Here is an 18152-nt window from a genome sequence, read left to right on the forward strand (position 1 = left end):
TTAAATGAAAAAAGGTGACAAATTATTTGTAAGGATAGATTCTAAAGTTGAAGGAAATGAGCTTAAAAAAAATGATTTTAATGACCATATAAGCTATTTAAAAAAAATTGCATCTAAAAGACTTTTTTTAGGTGGTGGTTTTGTTAATAAAACAGGTGGAATGATAGTTTTTGAAGCTAAAAATATAGAAGAGGCAAAGAAAATTTCAGATATTGATCCCTTAATAAAACGAAATTTATATAAATATGAGATATTCGAATGGAAATTAGCTGTTTTATCTAATGATGAATATTAGTTTATTATTACAAAAATTTGAGTAAAATAACTGATTGACATTACAAATAAAATTTATTGGCCGCAAATCTTCTGTCATGAAATTCGTTTTAACAAATAAATTTAAGAGGAGTCGAGTTATGATAAAACCAGAAAAATTAAAAAAAGGAGATAAAATAGCAACTATAAGTTTGTCCTCAGGCTTAGCAGGAGACAAGAAATTCAGATACAGATATGAAATTGGAAAAAAAAGAATAGAAAATTTATTTGGACTGAAAGTCGTAGAAATGCCTAATAGTTTAAAAGGAATTAAATATTTAGATAATAACCCAAAAGCAAGAGCTGAGGATATGATGAATGCATTTAAAAATACAGAAATAAAAGCCATATTTTCTAACATAGGTGGTGATGATACCCTCAGGTTACTTCCTTACATAGATTTTAACGTTATTAAAAACAATCCTAAAATATTCATGGGTTATTCAGATACAACAGTAAATCATTTTATGTGCTATAAAGCTGGGTTGACAAGTTATTATGGCCCCAGTGTTTTAGCAGAATTTGCTGAAAATGTTGAAATGCATGATTATACAATAAATTGGATTAAAAAAACTTTATTTAGTAATGAGACTATAGGAGAAATTGAAAGTAGTAACTACTGGACTTCTCAGATGTTACCCTGGGAGAATAAAGAAAATAGTAAAATTAAAAGAGAATTGAATAAGGAAAATAGAGGGTATGAACTTCTTCAAGATAATGGCATTGTAAGAGGGGAATTAATAGGTGGTTGTATAGAAGTTTTAGACTGGTTGAGGGGGACAATTTTGTGGCCCGATTTAGAAGAATGGGAAAATAAAATACTATTTTTAGAGACTAGTGAAGAAAAGCCAACTCCTATAGAGATAAGAAGATATTTAAGATCTTTAAATGCAACTGGTATATTTAAAAAAATAAATGGTTTAATTGTAGGTAAACCAAATGATGAAAAATATTATGAAGAATATAAAGAAGAATATTTAAAAGTAATAAGAGATGAAGCAAAGAGAAATGATCTTCCAATAATGTATAACATGAATTTTGGACATACAGCACCAATGTTTATCTTACCATATGGAGTAGAGGCGGAAATAGATTGTAATAATAATAAATTTCGAATCAACGAAGCTGGAACAGTAAGTTCATAAATTCTTAAAAACCAGCGATCTTAAAGAATAAATAGAAAGGAGAGATTAGGATGCCCAATAATTATAATCCGGATAATTACATAAACGAGTTAAGTGCTGCTTTTAAAAACATATCTGATTCAGAATGTGCTGAAAAGCAAAAAGAATATATGAGAAACAAATTTGATTTTTTTGGTATTCAAGCTCAGCCAAGAAGAAAAGCAGCTAGAAAATTTATGCGAAAAAATAATAGACCAGATTATGAAAATCTAGATATTATTATAAAAAGACTGTGGGAAAAGGAAGAAAGAGAATATCAATATTTTGCAGTTGAACTTTTGGAGAGATACGAGAAGAAATTTACTGAAAATATAATTGATTTACTTGAATACATGATAACAAATAAATCCTGGTGGGATACTGTAGATAGAATTGCTAAAAATCTGGTAGGAAAATATTTTGAATTGTTTCCTGCTAAAAGGAATATCTATTTAGAGAAATGGGTTAAATCAAATAATATCTGGCTTCAAAGAACTACCTTGCTATTTCAATTAGGTTATAAAGAAAATACTGACATTAAACTACTATTTAGTCTAATTAACAAATTAAAAAATATCGATGAATTTTTTATTCAAAAGGCTATTGGTTGGTCGCTCAGAGAATATTCCAAAATTGAGCCAAAAGTAGTTGGAGAATTTATTCAAAACAATAATCTATCTTCTTTAAGCAGACGAGAAGGAATGAAAATAATAAATAAAAATAATTAAAATATTATAGTTCGCTCATTTAAATATTTTTAGCTGTTCTATTCAATTTTTTAACTTTATTAAAATCCAGAAGGAGGTAAGATAAAATGTATAATAAAAGTAAAGAAATAATAAAATTTTGGTTTGAGGAATTGACTCCTAAACAATGGTTTATTGCATCTGAGGAGCTTGATACAAAAATTTATGATAGGTTTGGTGATGTTCATGCTGCAGCAGCTAAAGGAGAACTTGACTCCTGGCGATCAACTCCCGAAGGAAGCCTTGCAGAAATTATATTACTGGATCAGTTCTCTCGTAATATATATAGAGGAAAACCAGCTGCTTTTGCAAATGATCTTGCTGCACTAGTTCTGGCCCAGGAAGCTATCAAAAAGGGCTTCCACACCAAAGTTGAAACTTTTAAACGCAGATTTTTTTACATGCCATTTATGCACAGCGAATCTTTACTGATACATGAAAAAGCATTAAGACTTTTCAATGAGCCTGGCCTGGAAGATAATTTTGATTATGAAATCAAGCATAAAAAGATAATAGAGCGATTCGGAAGATATCCTCACCGCAATGAAATACTGGGAAGAAATTCTACTGCTGAAGAAATTGAATTTCTATCTCAGCCAGGGTCATCATTCTGATTTATTTGCTGCGGCAACTATCATATTTGTTAAAAAGATTAAATTTGGAGGTATACTAATGAAAACAATCGGTTTAATTGGAGGAATGAGTTGGGAATCGTCACTTGAATATTATCGCATCACTAATCAGATAATTAAAGAAAAATTAGGGGAGCCACATTCCTGTAAGAGCATAATGTATTCGGTAGATTTTGCTGAATTTGAAAAGCTGCAGCATGAGGGAAAATGGGGATTATTAACAGATAAGATGATTAACATTGCAGTAAAATTAGAAAAAGCAGGTGCTGATTTAATACTAATTTGCACTAACACAATGCATAAAATGGCTCCAGAGGTTCAAAATAATATTAAAATCCCATTACTACACATAGCAGATGCATGTGCTGAAGAAATTAAAAATTTCAACTTAAATAGAGTTGGCCTTTTAGGAACTAAGTTTACTATGGAGCAGGATTTTTATAAAGCAAGGTTAAGAGAAAAACATGGAATAGAGGTAGTTATTCCTGATAGAAAAGAAAGAGAAATAGTTCATAATGTAATATATAAAGAATTAATATCAGGAAAAATAAAAATGGAATCTAAAGAAAAATTCAAATTAATCATCAATAACCTTAAAAAGAATGGGGCAGAAGGAGTTATTTTAGGCTGCACAGAAATTCCACTTTTAATAAAAGATGAAGATAGTGTTATTCCTGTATTTGATACTACAATGATTCACGCAAAAAAAGCTGTAGACTTAGCATTAGAAAAATCATAATTGTTATCTAAAATAGTGCTTCGCTAAAATGAAAAAAGTAATGTACAATAAGTTGTGTAAATTATTTTATTAAAAAGTGATTTATAAATAAATTAACTGAATTAAAAGGATGAATAATGTGTTTAATTATAAAAAAATAAAGGGTTTAGTGAAATTAATGCGGCCAGAATTACAATTTGCAGCAGGAATATCTGTAATTATAGGAGAAATTATTACAATTGGTAATCTACCTACTTTATCCGAATTATTTCTAGGCTTTATGTGGGGATTTTTTCTATCAGGATCAGCGATGATCTTAAATGATTATTTTGACATTGAAGTTGACAAAGTTAATGCACCAGAGAGGCCTTTACCATCTGGATTGATTTCTTCAAGTACTGCAGTAACATTTACTATTATTATAACCCTACTAGGATTGATAGTCTCATTTTTTATTAATAGAATAGCTATTTTATTATATTTGCTTTTCTGGATTATTGCTTTCTTGTATAATTGGAAATTGAAAGAAAAAGGATTAATGGGTAACATTTTTGTTAGCTCTTCAGTTGCAGTTACAATTATTTTGGGAGCAGTTGTAGTTGGTAATCCCTGGAATAAGGCAGTTATAATTTTTAGTATGATGCTTTTTATTTTTGATCTTGGAGAAGAAATTGCAGCTGACTCAATGGACATTGAAGGAGATAAGAAGAGAAATATAAAATCGATTGCTATAATACTGGGAAGAAAAAAGGCTCTAAACATCTCATTCTTATTATTTATTACTTATATATTATTAAGTTTTTTACCAGTTATCTTAGATTTATTTGGGATCAGCTATCTTATTATTATTTCTATAACAGATATTATTATCTTATTTTTTGCAATAAAACTTTTAAAAAGTGAAAATATAAAAGAAGGACGAATTATTATCCGCAATTTATACCTTAGTGGTCTTTTAGCTTTGCTTCTAATTATTATTAGCATGATTGAAATCTAATTTATTATAATAAAAATGTTTTATTTTATAGTTTATTAATTTATTACTCAAAAGATCAGAAAATTTTATATAACACTTGAAATTCATTAAAAAATCCTTTATACTAATAATAACGATAATTGTTATCAATTAATAATTTCAATAAAATTATAAATCTATAAGGAGGAATTATTATGTTTGTTCAAGATTATTATGCTTATAAAGGTACAAATAATGAATTTTATCATAACAAAAAAGGAGCTAGTGGTAATTCTGGTTATTATAAAAAGACAAATGCCGCTGATTTAACTGATAATTATTTTGCGACAACAGGTAATGAGCATACATTGAATTACTATAAGACAGTATCTGTTGACGATGAAAATATTTACGATGATTCTAATGTATTTAATAGATTAGAACTTTCATTTGACTCTCTGTTTTAAATTTAATATATTTTAAGAATTAGGGCCTGTGCATTTTAATTAATGCTCAGGTTCTTTTTTTTATAAATTTGAAAATCTAAGCTCAAATTATTATTATGATTATAGATAAGGGGGTATTTAAAATTGAATTTAATGGAAATTGAAAATTTAATTCCCGAATGCTGTAATGCTGCTGTAATAGATATTAATAAATGTTATGAAAAAGAAAAAACACTACCTGCACTGCTGACTTACATACTAAAGATATATTGAAAAATCTAAAACACAAACTTGAAGCAAAGAATTCCAAAGCTAAGTTAATTCCCTATCCTGGACTTAGTGGAATCAGATTTAAAAAGCTAGCTGAAAAAACCAGTTTAGGTGAAATTGGTGATAACTCTTTATTTTTACATCATAAATGGGGTCCCAGGGTCCACTTAAGAGTTTTATTAACTGATCTTAAAATAGATAGTAGGCCAAGTGATCCTGTTGAACAGGTCTGTCTCCACTGTGGAAAATGTATTGAGGCCTGTCCAGCAAATGCATTAGAAAAAAACAGCTTTAATATTAGAAGATGTCAAGAACGGCACCAAGATCTGAATTCTGCCCACAGCTGTGAAATTTGTGCTGAAGTATGCCCGATCGGAGAAGTTCCTGCAGAAATCAACTTAAGTTAAGATTAAACTGTTAATTTTTTTATCAATATAATTTATATTTAACCCAGTTTCATGTATAATCTAGTTAAGCTAACTATAATAAGCTAGAATTAGAGAATAAATAATAGATTCTAGTATAAAATTTTGGAGGTTTAATTAAATGAATAATAAGAAGCGAGTCTTTTCTGGTGTTCAACCAACAGGACAACTGCATATTGGTAATTATATTGGAGCCTTAAGTTTATGGGTGGAAAACCAGAGTAAATATGATAATATTTTTTGTATTGTAGATCTACACGCACTTACAATCCCTGAAAGCATTGAGCCAGCATATTTGCGAAAAAAAGTTAGAGAAGTTGCCGCCTTATATCTTGCCTGTGGGATTGACCCAGATGAATCTACAATATTTGTTCAATCTGAAGTTCCACAGCACAGCGAATTAACCTGGCTTTTAAATTGTGTTACTCCTATTGGCTGGTTAGAACGAATGACTCAATTTAAATCAAAATCTAAAAAACTTGAATCAGTTGGAACTGGCTTATTTGATTATCCAGTCTTAATGGCATCTGATATTTTGCTTTACAAAACAGATTTAGTACCTGTAGGCGAAGATCAAAAACAGCATATAGAAATTACAAGAGACATTGCTCAGCGATTTAATAATTTATATGGTGATGTGCTCAAAATACCAGAGGAATTAATTAGAAAAAGTGGAGCCAGAATAATGAGCTTTGATGATCCAGAGGCTAAAATGAGCAAAAGTGCTGGTGAAGACAAAAAAAGACATGCTGTTGGTCTGCTTGATACACCTGATGAGATAAGGGATACTATAATGAGTGCAACAACTGACTCAAATCGTGAAACTAGATTTGAACATGCATCTCCCGGGATAAAAAATATGTTGACTCTGTATCAGGCCTTGACCAAGCAGAGTCGTTCAGAAATAGAAAATCATTTTTCTGATGGTAAGTATGGTAAATTAAAAAAAGAGCTGTCAGAGGTTGTTATTGAAACTTTAAAGCCTATTCAGGAAGAATATAAGAGAATAATCAATGATGAAACTTATCTGGACCAGGTGTTAAATGACGGGAAAGAAAGAGTATCTGAAATAGCAGAAACTACAATGGATGAAGTTAAAAAAAGTATGGGCTTAAAGTAACTTAATGCAGTTATTTTATTTAGAATCTATTTGAGAGAAGAGGAAAATATATGGAAATTCCAAAAGATATTAAAAAAATACTGGAAAATGAAAATTTATGTGCAATGGCTACAGCCAGTGATAATAAGCCATATTTATCATTAATGAATTTCACCTATCTAGAAGCAGAAAATAAAATTATTTTAAGCAGCAGGAAAAACAGTAAAAAATATACTAATATTCAAAAAAACAAAAATATATCACTGCTGGTAGCCTCAAGTTCTAATGAACAAAGTGTTACTCTTTTGGGAACTGCTATGACAATAGACGCTGAAAATAAACTGGATTACAGAAAAAAACACCTAAAGAATATTAAAATGCCTCAGTTTGCAGAAGGTGATAATATAGGTCTAATTATTTTTGAAATTGAAGAAGTTATAGTTTCAAATAATCAGGATCAGGTTAAATATATTGGTAAAGTTTCGGATTAAGATTATTTTCAATAAGTATCTAATCTAAAAAAATAATTTATAAATAAAGAGGTGATTTAATAATGTCTGGTTCAATCTTGGGAGATATATTTAAGATCTCAACCTGGGGGGAGTCGCATGGTAAAGCCCTGGGAGTGGTTGTAGACGGCTGCCCGGCTGGACTTGAAATTTCTGCAGCGGATATTCAAAAAGATTTAGATAGAAGAAAACCGGGCCAGTCCCCTTTTGCAACTCCTAGAAAAGAGGGAGATAAAGTTGAAATTTTATCAGGTGTTTTTGAAGGAAAAACAACTGGAACTCCTATTTCCTTAATTATTTTTAATAAAAACCAGAAGTCTAAGGATTATTCAGCTCTGAAAGATGTCTATCGCCCTGCCCAATCCGATTACAGTTATGACTTGAAATACGGATTTAGAGATCACAGAGGTAGTGGACGTGCTTCCGGCAGAGAAACTGCTGCTAGAGTAGCTGCAGGTGCTATTGCAAAGAAAATATTAGCTGCTTTAGATGTTAAAATATTAGCTTATACCGCTTCAATTGGACCGATAAAAGCTGATCCTAAAAATTTTAATGAGGATTATATAATGGATAATTTTCTATACATGCCGGATCCAGAAGCGGTTGAGAAAGCTGAAAACTACTTAACTCAGCTGATTGAAGAAAATAATTCTTCAGGCGGAACAATTGAATGTGTAGTTGAAAATATACCCAGCGGTTTGGGTGACCCAGTATTTGATAAATGTGATGCTTTATTAGCAAGAGCAGTTATATCTATTGGAGCAGTTAAGGGAGTAGAGATCGGCAGCGGCTTTGAAGCAGCTGAAATGACAGGTTATGAACATAATGATTTTTACCGTTATAATGAGGGGAAAATAAATAAAACAACAAACAATGCTGGTGGAACCTTAGGTGGGATAACTGATGGCAGTGGAATTTTATTAAAAGCTGCAGTCAAACCAACTCCTTCTATAGAAAAAACACAGCAGGCAGTTAATAAATCAGGCGAAAATATTGACCTAAGTATTAAGGGCAGACATGATCCGGTTATTGTACCCAGAGCTGTTGTTGTTGTAGAAGCAATGGCTGCTTTAACCTTAGTTGATTTGCTGCTTAAGAATATGGGTTCCAGAATGGAATATCTTAAAAAAATCTATTAATCAGCTTATAATCATCTTAAATAAAAAGACAGTTAAATATTGTGATATTTATAATGAACATGCAGGATATTTTCATTATTCATCTAATATATATACTAAGAAGATTAAATGAAGGGAGTGTTTTTATGAATATTATTAATTTCTTTGAGTTGGACAACAATTGTCAAGTATTAAATAAAAAGGATCTGGAAGAAAATTCTCAAAAGAAAATTGAAGCACCTTCTGATAATTATTTTAAAAAAGATGAAAGAGATTTTGATGCTGCTGGAGAATGGTTGGTCATAGATGAACTAATAGAGATAAAAAACCAGTATCTAAATTATATTAAAGATGAGGAAAAGGAACTAACCTGGATTCAATTACCAGAAAAATATGTTGAAGAGGGATATATGGTAGACTATGATACCGATCAGGAATGCCCACTAGGAATTGACGCTTTAATCGAAGAAGATGGTTATCCGATTGGTGTTGTTAGCGGCTGTGACTCTATAAAACAGGCTAAAGTAGACAATAATCTTGATGGCCACAGGTACAAAGGCTTATTGGGAATTAAATTAAATAATGATTATTTTTTAAATTACAATAAAAATAACAAGGAATTTAGATTAATTAAAACACATGTAGATTGGGATAGAGGAAAACACACAATCTAAATCACTAAAATTTAATAATATTATTTGGCTAAAGGGCTGTATATGCAGCCCTTTAACTACGTTTAGTTTTAAATTTAAAAAACGGGAGGAACTATCAAATGGCAAAATTTAAAGATTTTATGAAATTAGATATTAGAGTTGGAAAAATTATTAAAGCAGAAGATTTTGAAAAGGCTAATGATCCTGCTTATAAACTCTGGCTTGATTTTGGTGAAGACATTGGTCAAAAAAAATCCAGTGCTCAAATTACCGAATTATATCAAATTGAAGATTTAATTGGTAAACAGGTTCTTGCAGTTGTTAATTTTTCACCTAAACAAATTGCTGATTTTATGTCAGAAGTATTGGTTCTTGGTGTTTACAGTGGAAAAGGAGTAGTTTTAATTGAACCAGAACAGGAGGTAAAACTTGGTTCAAGACTGGGGTGATTAGATGATTAAATGAATATCACTCTAATTTGAATTTAATATTTTAAAATGGGAAAACTTATGATAAAGTATAGATGTAGTTATATTTAATAAAGTTAAATGAGGTGTTGGAATGAGTTTATCAATTATCGCAGCAATGGATGAAAATCAATTAATTGGAAATCAAGGGGATATGCCCTGGAGATTACCAGCAGATTTGCAGCATTTTAAAAAAATTACTATGGGATCACCAATAATCATGGGCAGAAAAACCTTTGAATCTCTGGCCCGGCCCTTACCGGGTAGAACCAATATTATTATGACAAAAAATAAAAATTATTCTGCTGAAGGGTGTTTAATCGTTCATTCAGAGGCAGAAATATTAAAAAAGTTTTTAAATACAGAAAAAGAGGCATTTATTATTGGGGGAGAAGAAATCTATAAGCTCTTTTTACCCTACAGTAATAAGCTTTATTTAACAATGATCGAGAATGAGTTTTCTGGAGATACTTATTTCCCGGATATCGACTGGGAAAATTGGGGAAAAGTATCAGAGGAAAAAGGTAAGACAGATAAAAATAATCCGTACTCATATTCTTATCATGTTTATCAGCGAAAAAACAAAATTACCAGGAGTGATTAAAATGAAGCAGTATTTAGAAATGTGTCAGTATATTTTAGAAAACGGAGTGGATAAAGAGGATCGAACAGGAACAGGAACAAGAAGTATCTTTGGTCATCAGTTAAGATTTAATCTACAGGACGGTTTTCCCTTAATGACAACTAAAAAAGTTTACTGGAAGGGAGTTGCTTATGAGCTGCTCTGGTTTTTAAAGGGAGATACCAATATAAAATATTTAAACGATAATGACGTACATATCTGGGATGAATGGGCAGATGAAAACGGAGATCTTGGTAATGTATACGGCCATCAATGGCGCAGCTGGGAAGGCAGAGAGGGCACAATAGACCAAATTTCTCAAGTAATTGAACAGATCAAAGAAAATCCTCATTCCAGAAGATTAATAGTAAATGCCTGGAATGTAGGAGACTTAGATAAGATGGCTTTACCACCCTGCCATTTACTATTTCAGTTTTATGTAGCTGAAGGCAAATTATCCTGCCAATTATACCAGCGCTCCTGTGATACTTTCTTAGGAGTACCTTTTAATATTGCCAGCTACAGCTTATTAACCCATATGATTGCTCATGTAGTAGGACTTGAGGTTGGGGATTTTGTTTGGACCGGTGGAGATGTACATATTTATCAAAACCACTTTGATCAGATCAAAGAACAGCTGAGCAGAGAACCAAGGCCTCTGCCCCAGATTAAAATTAATAAAGACACTGATAACATTTTTGAGATTGACTTTGAAGATATAGAACTGATCGGTTATGATCCTCATCCTACTATTAAAGGAGAGGTTTCAGTTTAAGAGATCATTTTATCTTTAAGAAATATTAACAGCCTGGCTGATGAAAATACTGCCAGGCTTCTTATACAAAAATATTTAATTCCTTCTTTACTTAAGCAGAAAATATTTTAATTCTAAAAATAGTAAGAATTTTGCGAAGTTAATATTTTCTTTTATTTCCTAATTGACGTCCAAGCTCCTTATGTATATCCTCCTTTTGCCAATAATAAAAAACAGTTAATTGAAAGCTGGAGGAAAATAAAAACCTATAATTATCAAAGATTTTATCCTGGTCATGGCAGCATATTTACAAGAAAAAAATTTATCAAAACATTAAATAAAAAGGAGAAAAATATAAATGAAAAATAAAATAAAAGTTTATCCTGACAAGGCAATCTTTGGCTGGGAAGGAGATAATGGAATAGGCGAAATGTTAATTAATCAGATCATAAATGGAGAAAAAACAGCAACCTGCAGTTTTAAAATTGAGTATAGTGATGCAGAATTAAAAGAATTATATAAAACAAAAGGTAAAATTGTAACAGTTGAAAATAACGAAGGTATTCCTAAATGTAATATTCGGATTCTGGATATTTTTGAAACTAAGTTTGGTGATCCTGATCTGAGATTGGTAAATGGCGAGGGAGATGGAAATGATATAAAAAAATTTCAGGACGATCATCGAAAAGCCTGGAATGAAACAATTAAAGATAAAAATCTCACTGACGAAACAAAACTAATTGTAGAACTTTTTGAACTAATAGAAACTGCAAGGTGAATTTGATAAAGTTGAACTACCTGATCCGGTTATTCACCTGGAAAAAATTTATGCATTTTTCTGAAATTTAAGATATAATTTAATTAGAAAACGAAATGATACCTTATGGGGGGATTAGATGCAGATGCTAAAACTAAATAATAAAAGCTTTAAAATTATTACCAAAAATCTTAAAGAAAAAGCAAGACCATTAGATAAAGAGCGTTTTAACTATCATTTTGACCATGCTCAGCCAGAAAAACTGCTGAGAGAAATTAAAAAATATCAAAATAAAGATGGAGGCTTTGGTAATGCACTCGAGCCTGACTTTAGGCTACCCCTTTCAACACCAATGGCCACCTCTATAGCTTTAAGATATTTAATAAATCTTGATAAAAATAGCTATGCTCAAGAGATGATCAAAAAGGCAATTTCTTATCTTGAAAAAAGTTATAATCAAAATAGAAAAGGTTGGTATGCAGTCAGAAAAGAAGTTAATGATTATCCTCACACACCCTGGTGGCACTACGATGAAAAAGCTGAAATGACAGTAATTGATAAAAGCTGGGGGAATCCTTCAGCTGAAATATTAGCTTATCTTTTACGTTACAGCGATTATGTTACAAATCTTGATTTAGATCTTCTAATAGATCAGGCAGTTAATAATATTAAACAAACGGACAAATATGAATCAGAAAATGAAATTTACTGCTATTTAAAATTGTATGAAGAAGTGGACTCTAATATAAAATCCCAATTGAAAGCTGAGATTGCTGAAGGAATTAAACAGCTTATAGTCTATGCTCAGGACAAATGGCAGGAATATGTACCACTTCCTCTGGATTTCGTTCCAGCTCCAGAAAAGGAAAGTTTTGGGGTTAGTGAATCTAAAATAGAGGCTAACCTTGGTTTTTATGTTGAATGGATTGAAAACAGCAAGGATACACTTGTCAAACCACCCTGGGGAGAGAGCTTCTATCAGACAGATCTTAAAGAAGCCTATCAAGAATGGCAGGGTAACTGGACCCTAGAAATTTTAACTACCCTTGATAACTACGGTAGAATAGAAAAATAATCGTTCATCAATTTTTTCAAGAAGGGAATTATTATGAAATATCAGGAAACAGGTCGCTTTGGCAGGATCACTAAAAATTTGAGGAAATTAGGCTATGAAAAAGAGATGGAAGAGATATTATTTGATTCTTCTACTTTTACTGAACTTAAAAAAGCTGAACAAAATATATATCTTGAAACTGTGATCAAAAGAATGGAAAATATTATTGGTCAAAAAAATACCAAAGAGGTTTTCTTTGAGTGTGGAGCAAAATGCTGCGGAAAATCATGGTCTAAATTTGTTCAGAATATCTGGGATGAATCAAATTCACTTCCAGACTTTTTCTATAACTTAAATCAAAAAGAAGCTCAATATAACACGAAAATAGAATTTAATGAGCAAAAGAATTTAATCACTGTCAGCAGAACAAAGTGTATCTGCGGATTAATAAACAAAGGAAGTAAATTTGGAGAAAATACAAATTACTGCAGCTGCAGTGTTGGCCACATGTCAGAATTTTTCAGTACAGTCTTTAAAATTAATGAGATAGAATTATTAAACTCTATTTACGCTGGTGATGATAAATGTGAGTGGTTGATTTATATTGATTTAAAAAATAATGAAAAGAGTGAGGATGGATGATGGATAAGCTATTATATCAAAAAACAGTAAACTATCTTAATTATTTTTGTAAGGAAGTTAAGGACCGCTCTGTCGGCAGTGCCGGCAACCGAAAAGCAACAAAATTCTTTTATAATACACTCAAAGAACTGGGCTGGCAGACAAATATACAAAAGTTTGATGCCTTTGACTGGGAAAATAAAGGTGCCAGCTTAGAAGTCGATTCAGAAAAATTTGAAGTTTTTGTCAGTCCCTATTCCTTAGGCTGTAATGAAAAGGCTGAACTTAACGCCGTCTCAAGTATAGAAGAACTTGAAAATGGTAATTTTAATGATAAAATACTGCTTTTATATGGTAAAATAGCTAAAGAACAGCTGATGCCCAAAAATTTTGTCTTTTATAATCCAGAAGAGCATCAAAAAATTATTTCATTATTAGAAGAAAGTGGTGCAAAAGCAATAATTACTGCAACTGAAAGAAACGCAGCTCTTGCTGGCGGAGTTTATCCCTTTCCTCTAATAGAAGATGGAGATTTTGATATCCCTTCGGTCTATCTGACAGCTGAAAGTGGCAGAAAACTGCTTGAACATGTAGTAGAGCTTGTTAAGCTTATATCTGACTCTAAAAGAATTGCTGGCCCGGGCTATAATGTAATTGGAGTTAAAGATAAAAATCAATTTCAGGAAAATATTTCTGAGAGAATAGTTGTAACAGCTCATATAGATGCTAAAAAAGGTAGTCCTGGGGCCATCGATAATGCAACAGGTGTTGCTGTACTTTTAATTCTGGCTGAACTTCTTAAGGATTATGCTGGTGATAAACTGATTGAACTTGTAGCCTTCAACGGAGAGGATTATTATTCAGTTCCCGGACAAATGGCATATATAAAAGCAAATCAGGATAATTTTGATAACATTTTATTAAATATCAACATAGACGGTGCAGCTTATAAAGATGGTAAGACTTCATTTTCCACCTTTGGTTTAGCCCCGGCACTGGAAAAGATAGTTGATGAGATAGTAAAATCTTATTCTGGCCTTGTTAATGGAAGTAAATGGGTCCAGGGAGATCACAGTATTTTTCTGCAGTATGGAGTCCCTGCAGTAGCTATTTCTTCAAAATGGCTTATTGATAATATTAACACTCAGCAAATAACTCATACAAAAAAGGATAATTTAGAAATTGTTGATGCTCATAAAATAGTTGAAATAGCTGAAGCTTTAAACCAATTTGTTAGAAAAATTTAACTGATTATTGGACTTGAATTGGAGGGTCAAATTTTGCGCTTAAAACAGGAATTTTATCAAAAAGATGCAGTGCAGGCAGCAAAAGAACTGCTGGGGAAAATTATTGTTAGAAAATATAATGGTAAAACTATCAAGGTTAAAATTGTGGAAACTGAAGCCTACTGTGGAGCAGAGGACAAAGCCTCTCATGCACAAAATAATAAGAAAACCAAACGCACAGCTCCTATGTTTAAAAAAGGAGGCCACTCCTATATTTATTTAATTTACGGAATGTATCACTGTTTTAATGTCGTAACGGCTGCCGAAAACAACCCGCATGCTGTTTTGATCAGAGCTGTTGAACCTATAGAAGGACTAAATCATATTAAGGAAAACCGTCAGCTTAAAAGCAGCAAAACCGAAAATTTAACAAATGGACCTGGAAAATTGTCGCAGGCTTTAAAAATTGATAAAAATCTAGATAGCTGTAATTTAGTCAAAAGTGATCTATTATATATAACTGATGCTGAAATAGAAAAATTTGAGATTGAAAGCTCTACCAGGGTAAATATTGACTATGCTGAAGAGTATAAGGATAAAAAATGGCGCTTTTTTATCAAAAATAATAAATATATTTCAAGATCATAAACTAAAGGATATAAAAGAGTTTAATAGCGGGTGACAACAGCTGGTTTTAGGCAAACTTAAAGAGGTGAATAAAATGTTCAAAAATATAGTATCTGTTTTGTTTATAGTATTACTATTGATTAATTTTTCTCTTCTAGCTGCAGCTCAGACCAACAAGATAATTGAAAAAATTTATGCCCATTACCCTTTAGATGGAAATCTACTTGATCAGGGACCTCACCAATTACATGGTGAAAATTTAGATAAAAAAAGAGGTGTAGAAGATAGATTTGGAAATAAAAATTCTGCTCTAATTTTTACAGAAAAAAAAGATTCTGTGACATTACCTGTTAATATTAATCCCACAAAAATGCCACAGTTTACTGCTGCTTTCTGGTTTAAAATAGACGAAATTTCTGCAACTATCACTTTATTTACAAACAGTGATGGCGGTTTTGCCAGATCAATTGTCATAGATAATAGAAATAAACAGCCACTTTTATCAGTTTCAGCAGGGAGCAGAGATGTATATGGTGGTATAGGTATTCCCCTTAATAAATGGATTTTTACTGCAGTCAGCTGGAATGCAGAAACCGAAAGTGTTTCTTTGTATCTAGCAGATCAAAACAAAAATTTCAGCTCTATTTCTACTAATAATATTAACCCCAAAGATGCTGATCAGTTTATTAGACTTGCTGAAAACCATGCAGCAGATAATTTTTTCCAGCTAACTATTGATGAACTTATGATCTGGGATCAAATTTTAACTAGAGATGAAATTCGAAAAGTAGCTTTTTAAATTTGAAATCTTTGATTGAGTTGACAGCTGGCAGTATTTCTGCTAAACTTTTATTAAATTCAAAAAATTTGAGATGGAGGATGAGAGAATGAATAAGAAGAGTAGAGAAGAGAAGAGAGACGGTTTTTTTGGTGATTTTGGCGGCAGTATAGTTCCACCAGAGTTATCAGAAGTTTTAAAAGACTTGAAGGAAGCTTTTTATGAAATCAAAGATGAAAAAGATTTTAGAGATGAACTAGCCTATCTATTTAAAGATTATGTTGGTAAACCCAGTCCGTTATATTTTGCTAAAAGCCTAACTGAAGAAGTTGGAGGAGCAAAAATCTATTTAAAACGTGAAGATTTAAACCATACTGGTGCTCATAAAATAAACAACTGTATTGGACAGGCGCTTCTTGCCCGAAAAATGGGTAAAAAAAGAATTATTGCTGAAACTGGTGCTGGCCAGCATGGTGTAGCAACAGCAACTGCCTGTGCGTTATTTGATATGGACTGTATTGTCTATATGGGTGAGGTTGACATTAAACGCCAGGAGTTAAATGTATTTAGAATGAAACTTTTAGGGGCTGAAGTACGACCAGTAACAGCTGGTGATGCAACATTAAAAGATGCAGTTGATGAAGCTTTAAAAGACTTTGTTCAGAATGCAGATGATACCTTCTATATGTTAGGATCTGCAGTTGGACCAGACCCTTATCCAACTATGGTCAAAGAATTTCAGTCAATTATAGGTAAGGAAGCCAGAAAACAAATCCTTGAAAAAGAAGGTAAACTACCAGATTACATAGTTGCCTGTGTAGGTGGAGGTAGTAATGCAATTGGCCTATTTGCTCCTTTTGTTGATGACGAAGAGGTAAACATTCTAGGTATTGAACCGGGTGGTAAAGGTGATAAGCCTGGAGAAAATGCAGCTCCACTAACTTATGGTAAGCCTGGAGAACTGCACGGTTTTAAAAGCTATGTTTTATATGATGATGGTGATGTTGTTTCACACACTCATTCTATAGCAGCCGGTCTAGATTATCCTGGAGTTGGTCCAGAACACAGTTATCTTAAAGATTCAGGTAGAGCTAATTACACAACAGCAAATGATCAGGAAGCTTTAGATGCTTTCCACTTATTATCAGAAAAAGAGGGAATTATTCCGGCTCTAGAAAGTGCTCATGCTGTTGCAGGTGGAATGAAGGTAGCTGCTGAACTAGATAAAGATCAGATTGTTATTATAAATTTATCTGGACGTGGAGATAAAGATGTAGTTCAAATTAAAGATCTACATGAAAATGGTAACTTAAAATAATTAAAATATAAATTTATCAAATTATTAAAATAATGATATAATAATAAATTTCAAATAAAGGCTGAATATTTCTCAATAGTGATATTCAGCTTTTTTATACTTTCATATAATTACATATATATTTAATAAAAATTTAATTGGAGTGGTAAAGGTGAAAAAAATAGATTTTAATCAGGTTTTAAATGATTATAATGAAATTTTACCCACAGGAGTATTTTTAACTACAAAAGATGGTGAAGAAATCAATACAATGACAATGGGCTGGGGAACTGCAGGTTTTATCTGGAATCAAAATATTTTAATGGCACCAGTCAGGAAATCCAGGCATACACATCAGTTAATTGAAAACAGTGATTATTTTACAGTCAGTGTACCGCTAAAGGGTCAGCTGAAAAAAGAACTTCAATTTTGCGGAACTAAGTCAGGTAGAGACTATAATAAATTTGAAGAGTTGAATTTAGAACTGGCAGAAGTTGAAGAATCTGAAGTTCCAATTATTAAAGGAAATGATCTGCATTTTATCTGTAAGATTAAATACCAGCAGGATATGCTGAAAGAAAACTTAGATGATGATATTTTAAAAAAGAAATATCCAGATAGAGATATGCATACATTTTATTATGGAGAAGTTGTTGCAGTTTATAGAGAAGAATAATTTTAATTTATTTTTTAGAAGAGTTAGAAGCTAGCTCAACTGCAATTTTAAATAATAATGCAAAAAAGCAGAGGCTCTAGAAGCAAAAAGTTTTCACTTAAGTGGGGATTTGATCAGCTTTTTAATTTATGAGGCTTTATCAAAAGTAGTAATAAAAGATAAAAATTGCTGATTTCAGTCCATTTTAGTGAAAACTAGCTTTTTTAAGTAAAAACTTCGTAAAATTG

The 18152-nt window shown here is 31.6% G+C and carries 24 protein-coding genes; all 24 read left to right on the forward strand.

The window, feature by feature from the left end:
• The first annotated feature begins 4 nt into the window (after window positions 1-4).
• Entirely contained in the window at window positions 5-295 is a 291-nt protein-coding gene (locus ACZ446_RS06920; RefSeq protein WP_464391858.1) for a YciI family protein, read from the forward strand.
• A gap of 118 nt (window positions 296-413) precedes the next feature.
• A complete protein-coding gene (locus tag ACZ446_RS06925; RefSeq protein WP_464391859.1) occupies window positions 414-1457 on the forward strand; it encodes a S66 family peptidase in 1044 nt (347 codons plus the stop codon).
• A gap of 50 nt (window positions 1458-1507) precedes the next feature.
• Window positions 1508-2203, forward strand: a complete 696-nt coding sequence (locus tag ACZ446_RS06930; protein WP_464391860.1) for a DNA alkylation repair protein — start codon at window positions 1508-1510, stop codon at window positions 2201-2203.
• An 86-nt stretch (window positions 2204-2289) separates the two neighbouring features.
• Window positions 2290-2835: a DUF924 family protein gene (locus ACZ446_RS06935; protein WP_464391861.1), complete on the forward strand. Its 546-nt coding sequence runs from the start codon at window positions 2290-2292 to the stop codon at window positions 2833-2835.
• 58 nt (window positions 2836-2893) lie between these two features.
• Entirely contained in the window at window positions 2894-3592 is a 699-nt protein-coding gene (locus tag ACZ446_RS06940) for an aspartate/glutamate racemase family protein (protein ID WP_464391862.1), read from the forward strand.
• 118 nt (window positions 3593-3710) lie between these two features.
• On the forward strand, window positions 3711-4568 hold the full coding sequence (locus ACZ446_RS06945) for a UbiA family prenyltransferase (RefSeq protein ID WP_464391863.1): 858 nt from the start codon (window positions 3711-3713) through the stop codon (window positions 4566-4568).
• A gap of 173 nt (window positions 4569-4741) precedes the next feature.
• Window positions 4742-4993, forward strand: a complete 252-nt coding sequence (locus tag ACZ446_RS06950; protein ID WP_464391864.1) for a hypothetical protein — start codon at window positions 4742-4744, stop codon at window positions 4991-4993.
• Window positions 4994-5116: 123 nt separating this feature from the next.
• Window positions 5117-5245, forward strand: a complete 129-nt coding sequence (locus ACZ446_RS06955) for a hypothetical protein (RefSeq protein WP_464391865.1) — start codon at window positions 5117-5119, stop codon at window positions 5243-5245.
• The gene (locus ACZ446_RS06960; protein WP_464391866.1) at window positions 5242-5649 is read left to right on the forward strand and encodes a 4Fe-4S binding protein; all 408 of its coding nucleotides are present in this window, start codon (window positions 5242-5244) and stop codon (window positions 5647-5649) included. The genes ACZ446_RS06955 and ACZ446_RS06960 overlap by 4 nt, the downstream gene beginning before the upstream one ends.
• A gap of 139 nt (window positions 5650-5788) precedes the next feature.
• A complete protein-coding gene (gene trpS, locus ACZ446_RS06965) occupies window positions 5789-6787 on the forward strand; it encodes a tryptophan--tRNA ligase (protein ID WP_464391867.1) in 999 nt (332 codons plus the stop codon).
• A gap of 50 nt (window positions 6788-6837) precedes the next feature.
• The gene (locus ACZ446_RS06970) at window positions 6838-7257 is read left to right on the forward strand and encodes a pyridoxamine 5'-phosphate oxidase family protein (RefSeq protein ID WP_464391868.1); all 420 of its coding nucleotides are present in this window, start codon (window positions 6838-6840) and stop codon (window positions 7255-7257) included.
• 62 nt (window positions 7258-7319) lie between these two features.
• Window positions 7320-8414, forward strand: coding sequence for a chorismate synthase (gene aroC / locus ACZ446_RS06975; protein ID WP_464391869.1), 1095 nt, complete (start codon window positions 7320-7322; stop codon window positions 8412-8414).
• A 125-nt stretch (window positions 8415-8539) separates the two neighbouring features.
• Complete coding sequence (locus ACZ446_RS06980; protein WP_464391870.1) at window positions 8540-9067, forward strand: hypothetical protein; 528 nt, start codon at window positions 8540-8542, stop codon at window positions 9065-9067.
• Window positions 9068-9165: 98 nt separating this feature from the next.
• The gene (locus ACZ446_RS06985) at window positions 9166-9495 is read left to right on the forward strand and encodes a tRNA-binding protein (protein ID WP_464391871.1); all 330 of its coding nucleotides are present in this window, start codon (window positions 9166-9168) and stop codon (window positions 9493-9495) included.
• A 112-nt stretch (window positions 9496-9607) separates the two neighbouring features.
• On the forward strand, window positions 9608-10117 hold the full coding sequence (locus ACZ446_RS06990; RefSeq protein WP_464391872.1) for a dihydrofolate reductase: 510 nt from the start codon (window positions 9608-9610) through the stop codon (window positions 10115-10117).
• 1 nt (window position 10118) lies between these two features.
• On the forward strand, window positions 10119-10910 hold the full coding sequence (locus ACZ446_RS06995) for a thymidylate synthase (RefSeq protein WP_464391873.1): 792 nt from the start codon (window positions 10119-10121) through the stop codon (window positions 10908-10910).
• A 349-nt stretch (window positions 10911-11259) separates the two neighbouring features.
• Entirely contained in the window at window positions 11260-11667 is a 408-nt protein-coding gene (locus tag ACZ446_RS07000) for an ASCH domain-containing protein (RefSeq protein WP_464394381.1), read from the forward strand.
• 118 nt (window positions 11668-11785) lie between these two features.
• Window positions 11786-12721 (forward strand): hypothetical protein, encoded by a 936-nt coding sequence (locus tag ACZ446_RS07005; RefSeq protein ID WP_464391874.1) that lies wholly within the window; start codon window positions 11786-11788, stop codon window positions 12719-12721.
• A 33-nt stretch (window positions 12722-12754) separates the two neighbouring features.
• Window positions 12755-13342: a DUF6144 family protein gene (locus ACZ446_RS07010; protein ID WP_464391875.1), complete on the forward strand. Its 588-nt coding sequence runs from the start codon at window positions 12755-12757 to the stop codon at window positions 13340-13342.
• Window positions 13342-14568, forward strand: a complete 1227-nt coding sequence (locus tag ACZ446_RS07015) for a M28 family metallopeptidase (protein WP_464391876.1) — start codon at window positions 13342-13344, stop codon at window positions 14566-14568. Before ACZ446_RS07010 ends, ACZ446_RS07015 begins: the two co-directional genes overlap by 1 nt.
• Before the next feature lie 33 nt (window positions 14569-14601).
• Entirely contained in the window at window positions 14602-15195 is a 594-nt protein-coding gene (locus ACZ446_RS07020; protein WP_464391877.1) for a DNA-3-methyladenine glycosylase, read from the forward strand.
• 73 nt (window positions 15196-15268) lie between these two features.
• Complete coding sequence (locus ACZ446_RS07025; RefSeq protein ID WP_464391878.1) at window positions 15269-15973, forward strand: LamG domain-containing protein; 705 nt, start codon at window positions 15269-15271, stop codon at window positions 15971-15973.
• Between the two features lie 88 nt (window positions 15974-16061).
• A complete protein-coding gene (trpB, locus tag ACZ446_RS07030; protein ID WP_464391879.1) occupies window positions 16062-17270 on the forward strand; it encodes a tryptophan synthase subunit beta in 1209 nt (402 codons plus the stop codon).
• A gap of 151 nt (window positions 17271-17421) precedes the next feature.
• On the forward strand, window positions 17422-17925 hold the full coding sequence (locus tag ACZ446_RS07035; protein WP_464391880.1) for a flavin reductase family protein: 504 nt from the start codon (window positions 17422-17424) through the stop codon (window positions 17923-17925).
• The last annotated feature ends 227 nt before the right edge of the window (window positions 17926-18152 follow it).

It is taken from the genome of Halanaerobium sehlinense (assembly GCF_055379485.1).

What these genes read in the sequence shown, in the direction of transcription:
- ACZ446_RS06970 (WP_464391868.1), top strand. Translation starts at nt 6,838, where the DNA reads ATGGAAATTCCAAAAGATATTAAAAAAATACTGGAAAATGAAAATTTA.
- ACZ446_RS06920 (WP_464391858.1), top strand. Translation starts at nt 5, where the DNA reads ATGAAAAAAGGTGACAAATTATTTGTAAGGATAGATTCTAAAGTTGAA.
- ACZ446_RS07015 (WP_464391876.1), top strand. Translation starts at nt 13,342, where the DNA reads ATGGATAAGCTATTATATCAAAAAACAGTAAACTATCTTAATTATTTT.
- trpB (WP_464391879.1), top strand. Translation starts at nt 16,062, where the DNA reads ATGAATAAGAAGAGTAGAGAAGAGAAGAGAGACGGTTTTTTTGGTGAT.
- ACZ446_RS06930 (WP_464391860.1), top strand. Translation starts at nt 1,508, where the DNA reads ATGCCCAATAATTATAATCCGGATAATTACATAAACGAGTTAAGTGCT.
- ACZ446_RS06940 (WP_464391862.1), top strand. Translation starts at nt 2,894, where the DNA reads ATGAAAACAATCGGTTTAATTGGAGGAATGAGTTGGGAATCGTCACTT.
- trpS (WP_464391867.1), top strand. Translation starts at nt 5,789, where the DNA reads ATGAATAATAAGAAGCGAGTCTTTTCTGGTGTTCAACCAACAGGACAA.
- ACZ446_RS07005 (WP_464391874.1), top strand. Translation starts at nt 11,786, where the DNA reads ATGCAGATGCTAAAACTAAATAATAAAAGCTTTAAAATTATTACCAAA.
- aroC (WP_464391869.1), top strand. Translation starts at nt 7,320, where the DNA reads ATGTCTGGTTCAATCTTGGGAGATATATTTAAGATCTCAACCTGGGGG.
- ACZ446_RS06935 (WP_464391861.1), top strand. Translation starts at nt 2,290, where the DNA reads ATGTATAATAAAAGTAAAGAAATAATAAAATTTTGGTTTGAGGAATTG.
- ACZ446_RS06995 (WP_464391873.1), top strand. Translation starts at nt 10,119, where the DNA reads ATGAAGCAGTATTTAGAAATGTGTCAGTATATTTTAGAAAACGGAGTG.
- ACZ446_RS07010 (WP_464391875.1), top strand. Translation starts at nt 12,755, where the DNA reads ATGAAATATCAGGAAACAGGTCGCTTTGGCAGGATCACTAAAAATTTG.
- ACZ446_RS07025 (WP_464391878.1), top strand. Translation starts at nt 15,269, where the DNA reads ATGTTCAAAAATATAGTATCTGTTTTGTTTATAGTATTACTATTGATT.
- ACZ446_RS06985 (WP_464391871.1), top strand. Translation starts at nt 9,166, where the DNA reads ATGGCAAAATTTAAAGATTTTATGAAATTAGATATTAGAGTTGGAAAA.
- ACZ446_RS06925 (WP_464391859.1), top strand. Translation starts at nt 414, where the DNA reads ATGATAAAACCAGAAAAATTAAAAAAAGGAGATAAAATAGCAACTATA.
- ACZ446_RS06990 (WP_464391872.1), top strand. Translation starts at nt 9,608, where the DNA reads ATGAGTTTATCAATTATCGCAGCAATGGATGAAAATCAATTAATTGGA.
- ACZ446_RS06980 (WP_464391870.1), top strand. Translation starts at nt 8,540, where the DNA reads ATGAATATTATTAATTTCTTTGAGTTGGACAACAATTGTCAAGTATTA.
- ACZ446_RS06950 (WP_464391864.1), top strand. Translation starts at nt 4,742, where the DNA reads ATGTTTGTTCAAGATTATTATGCTTATAAAGGTACAAATAATGAATTT.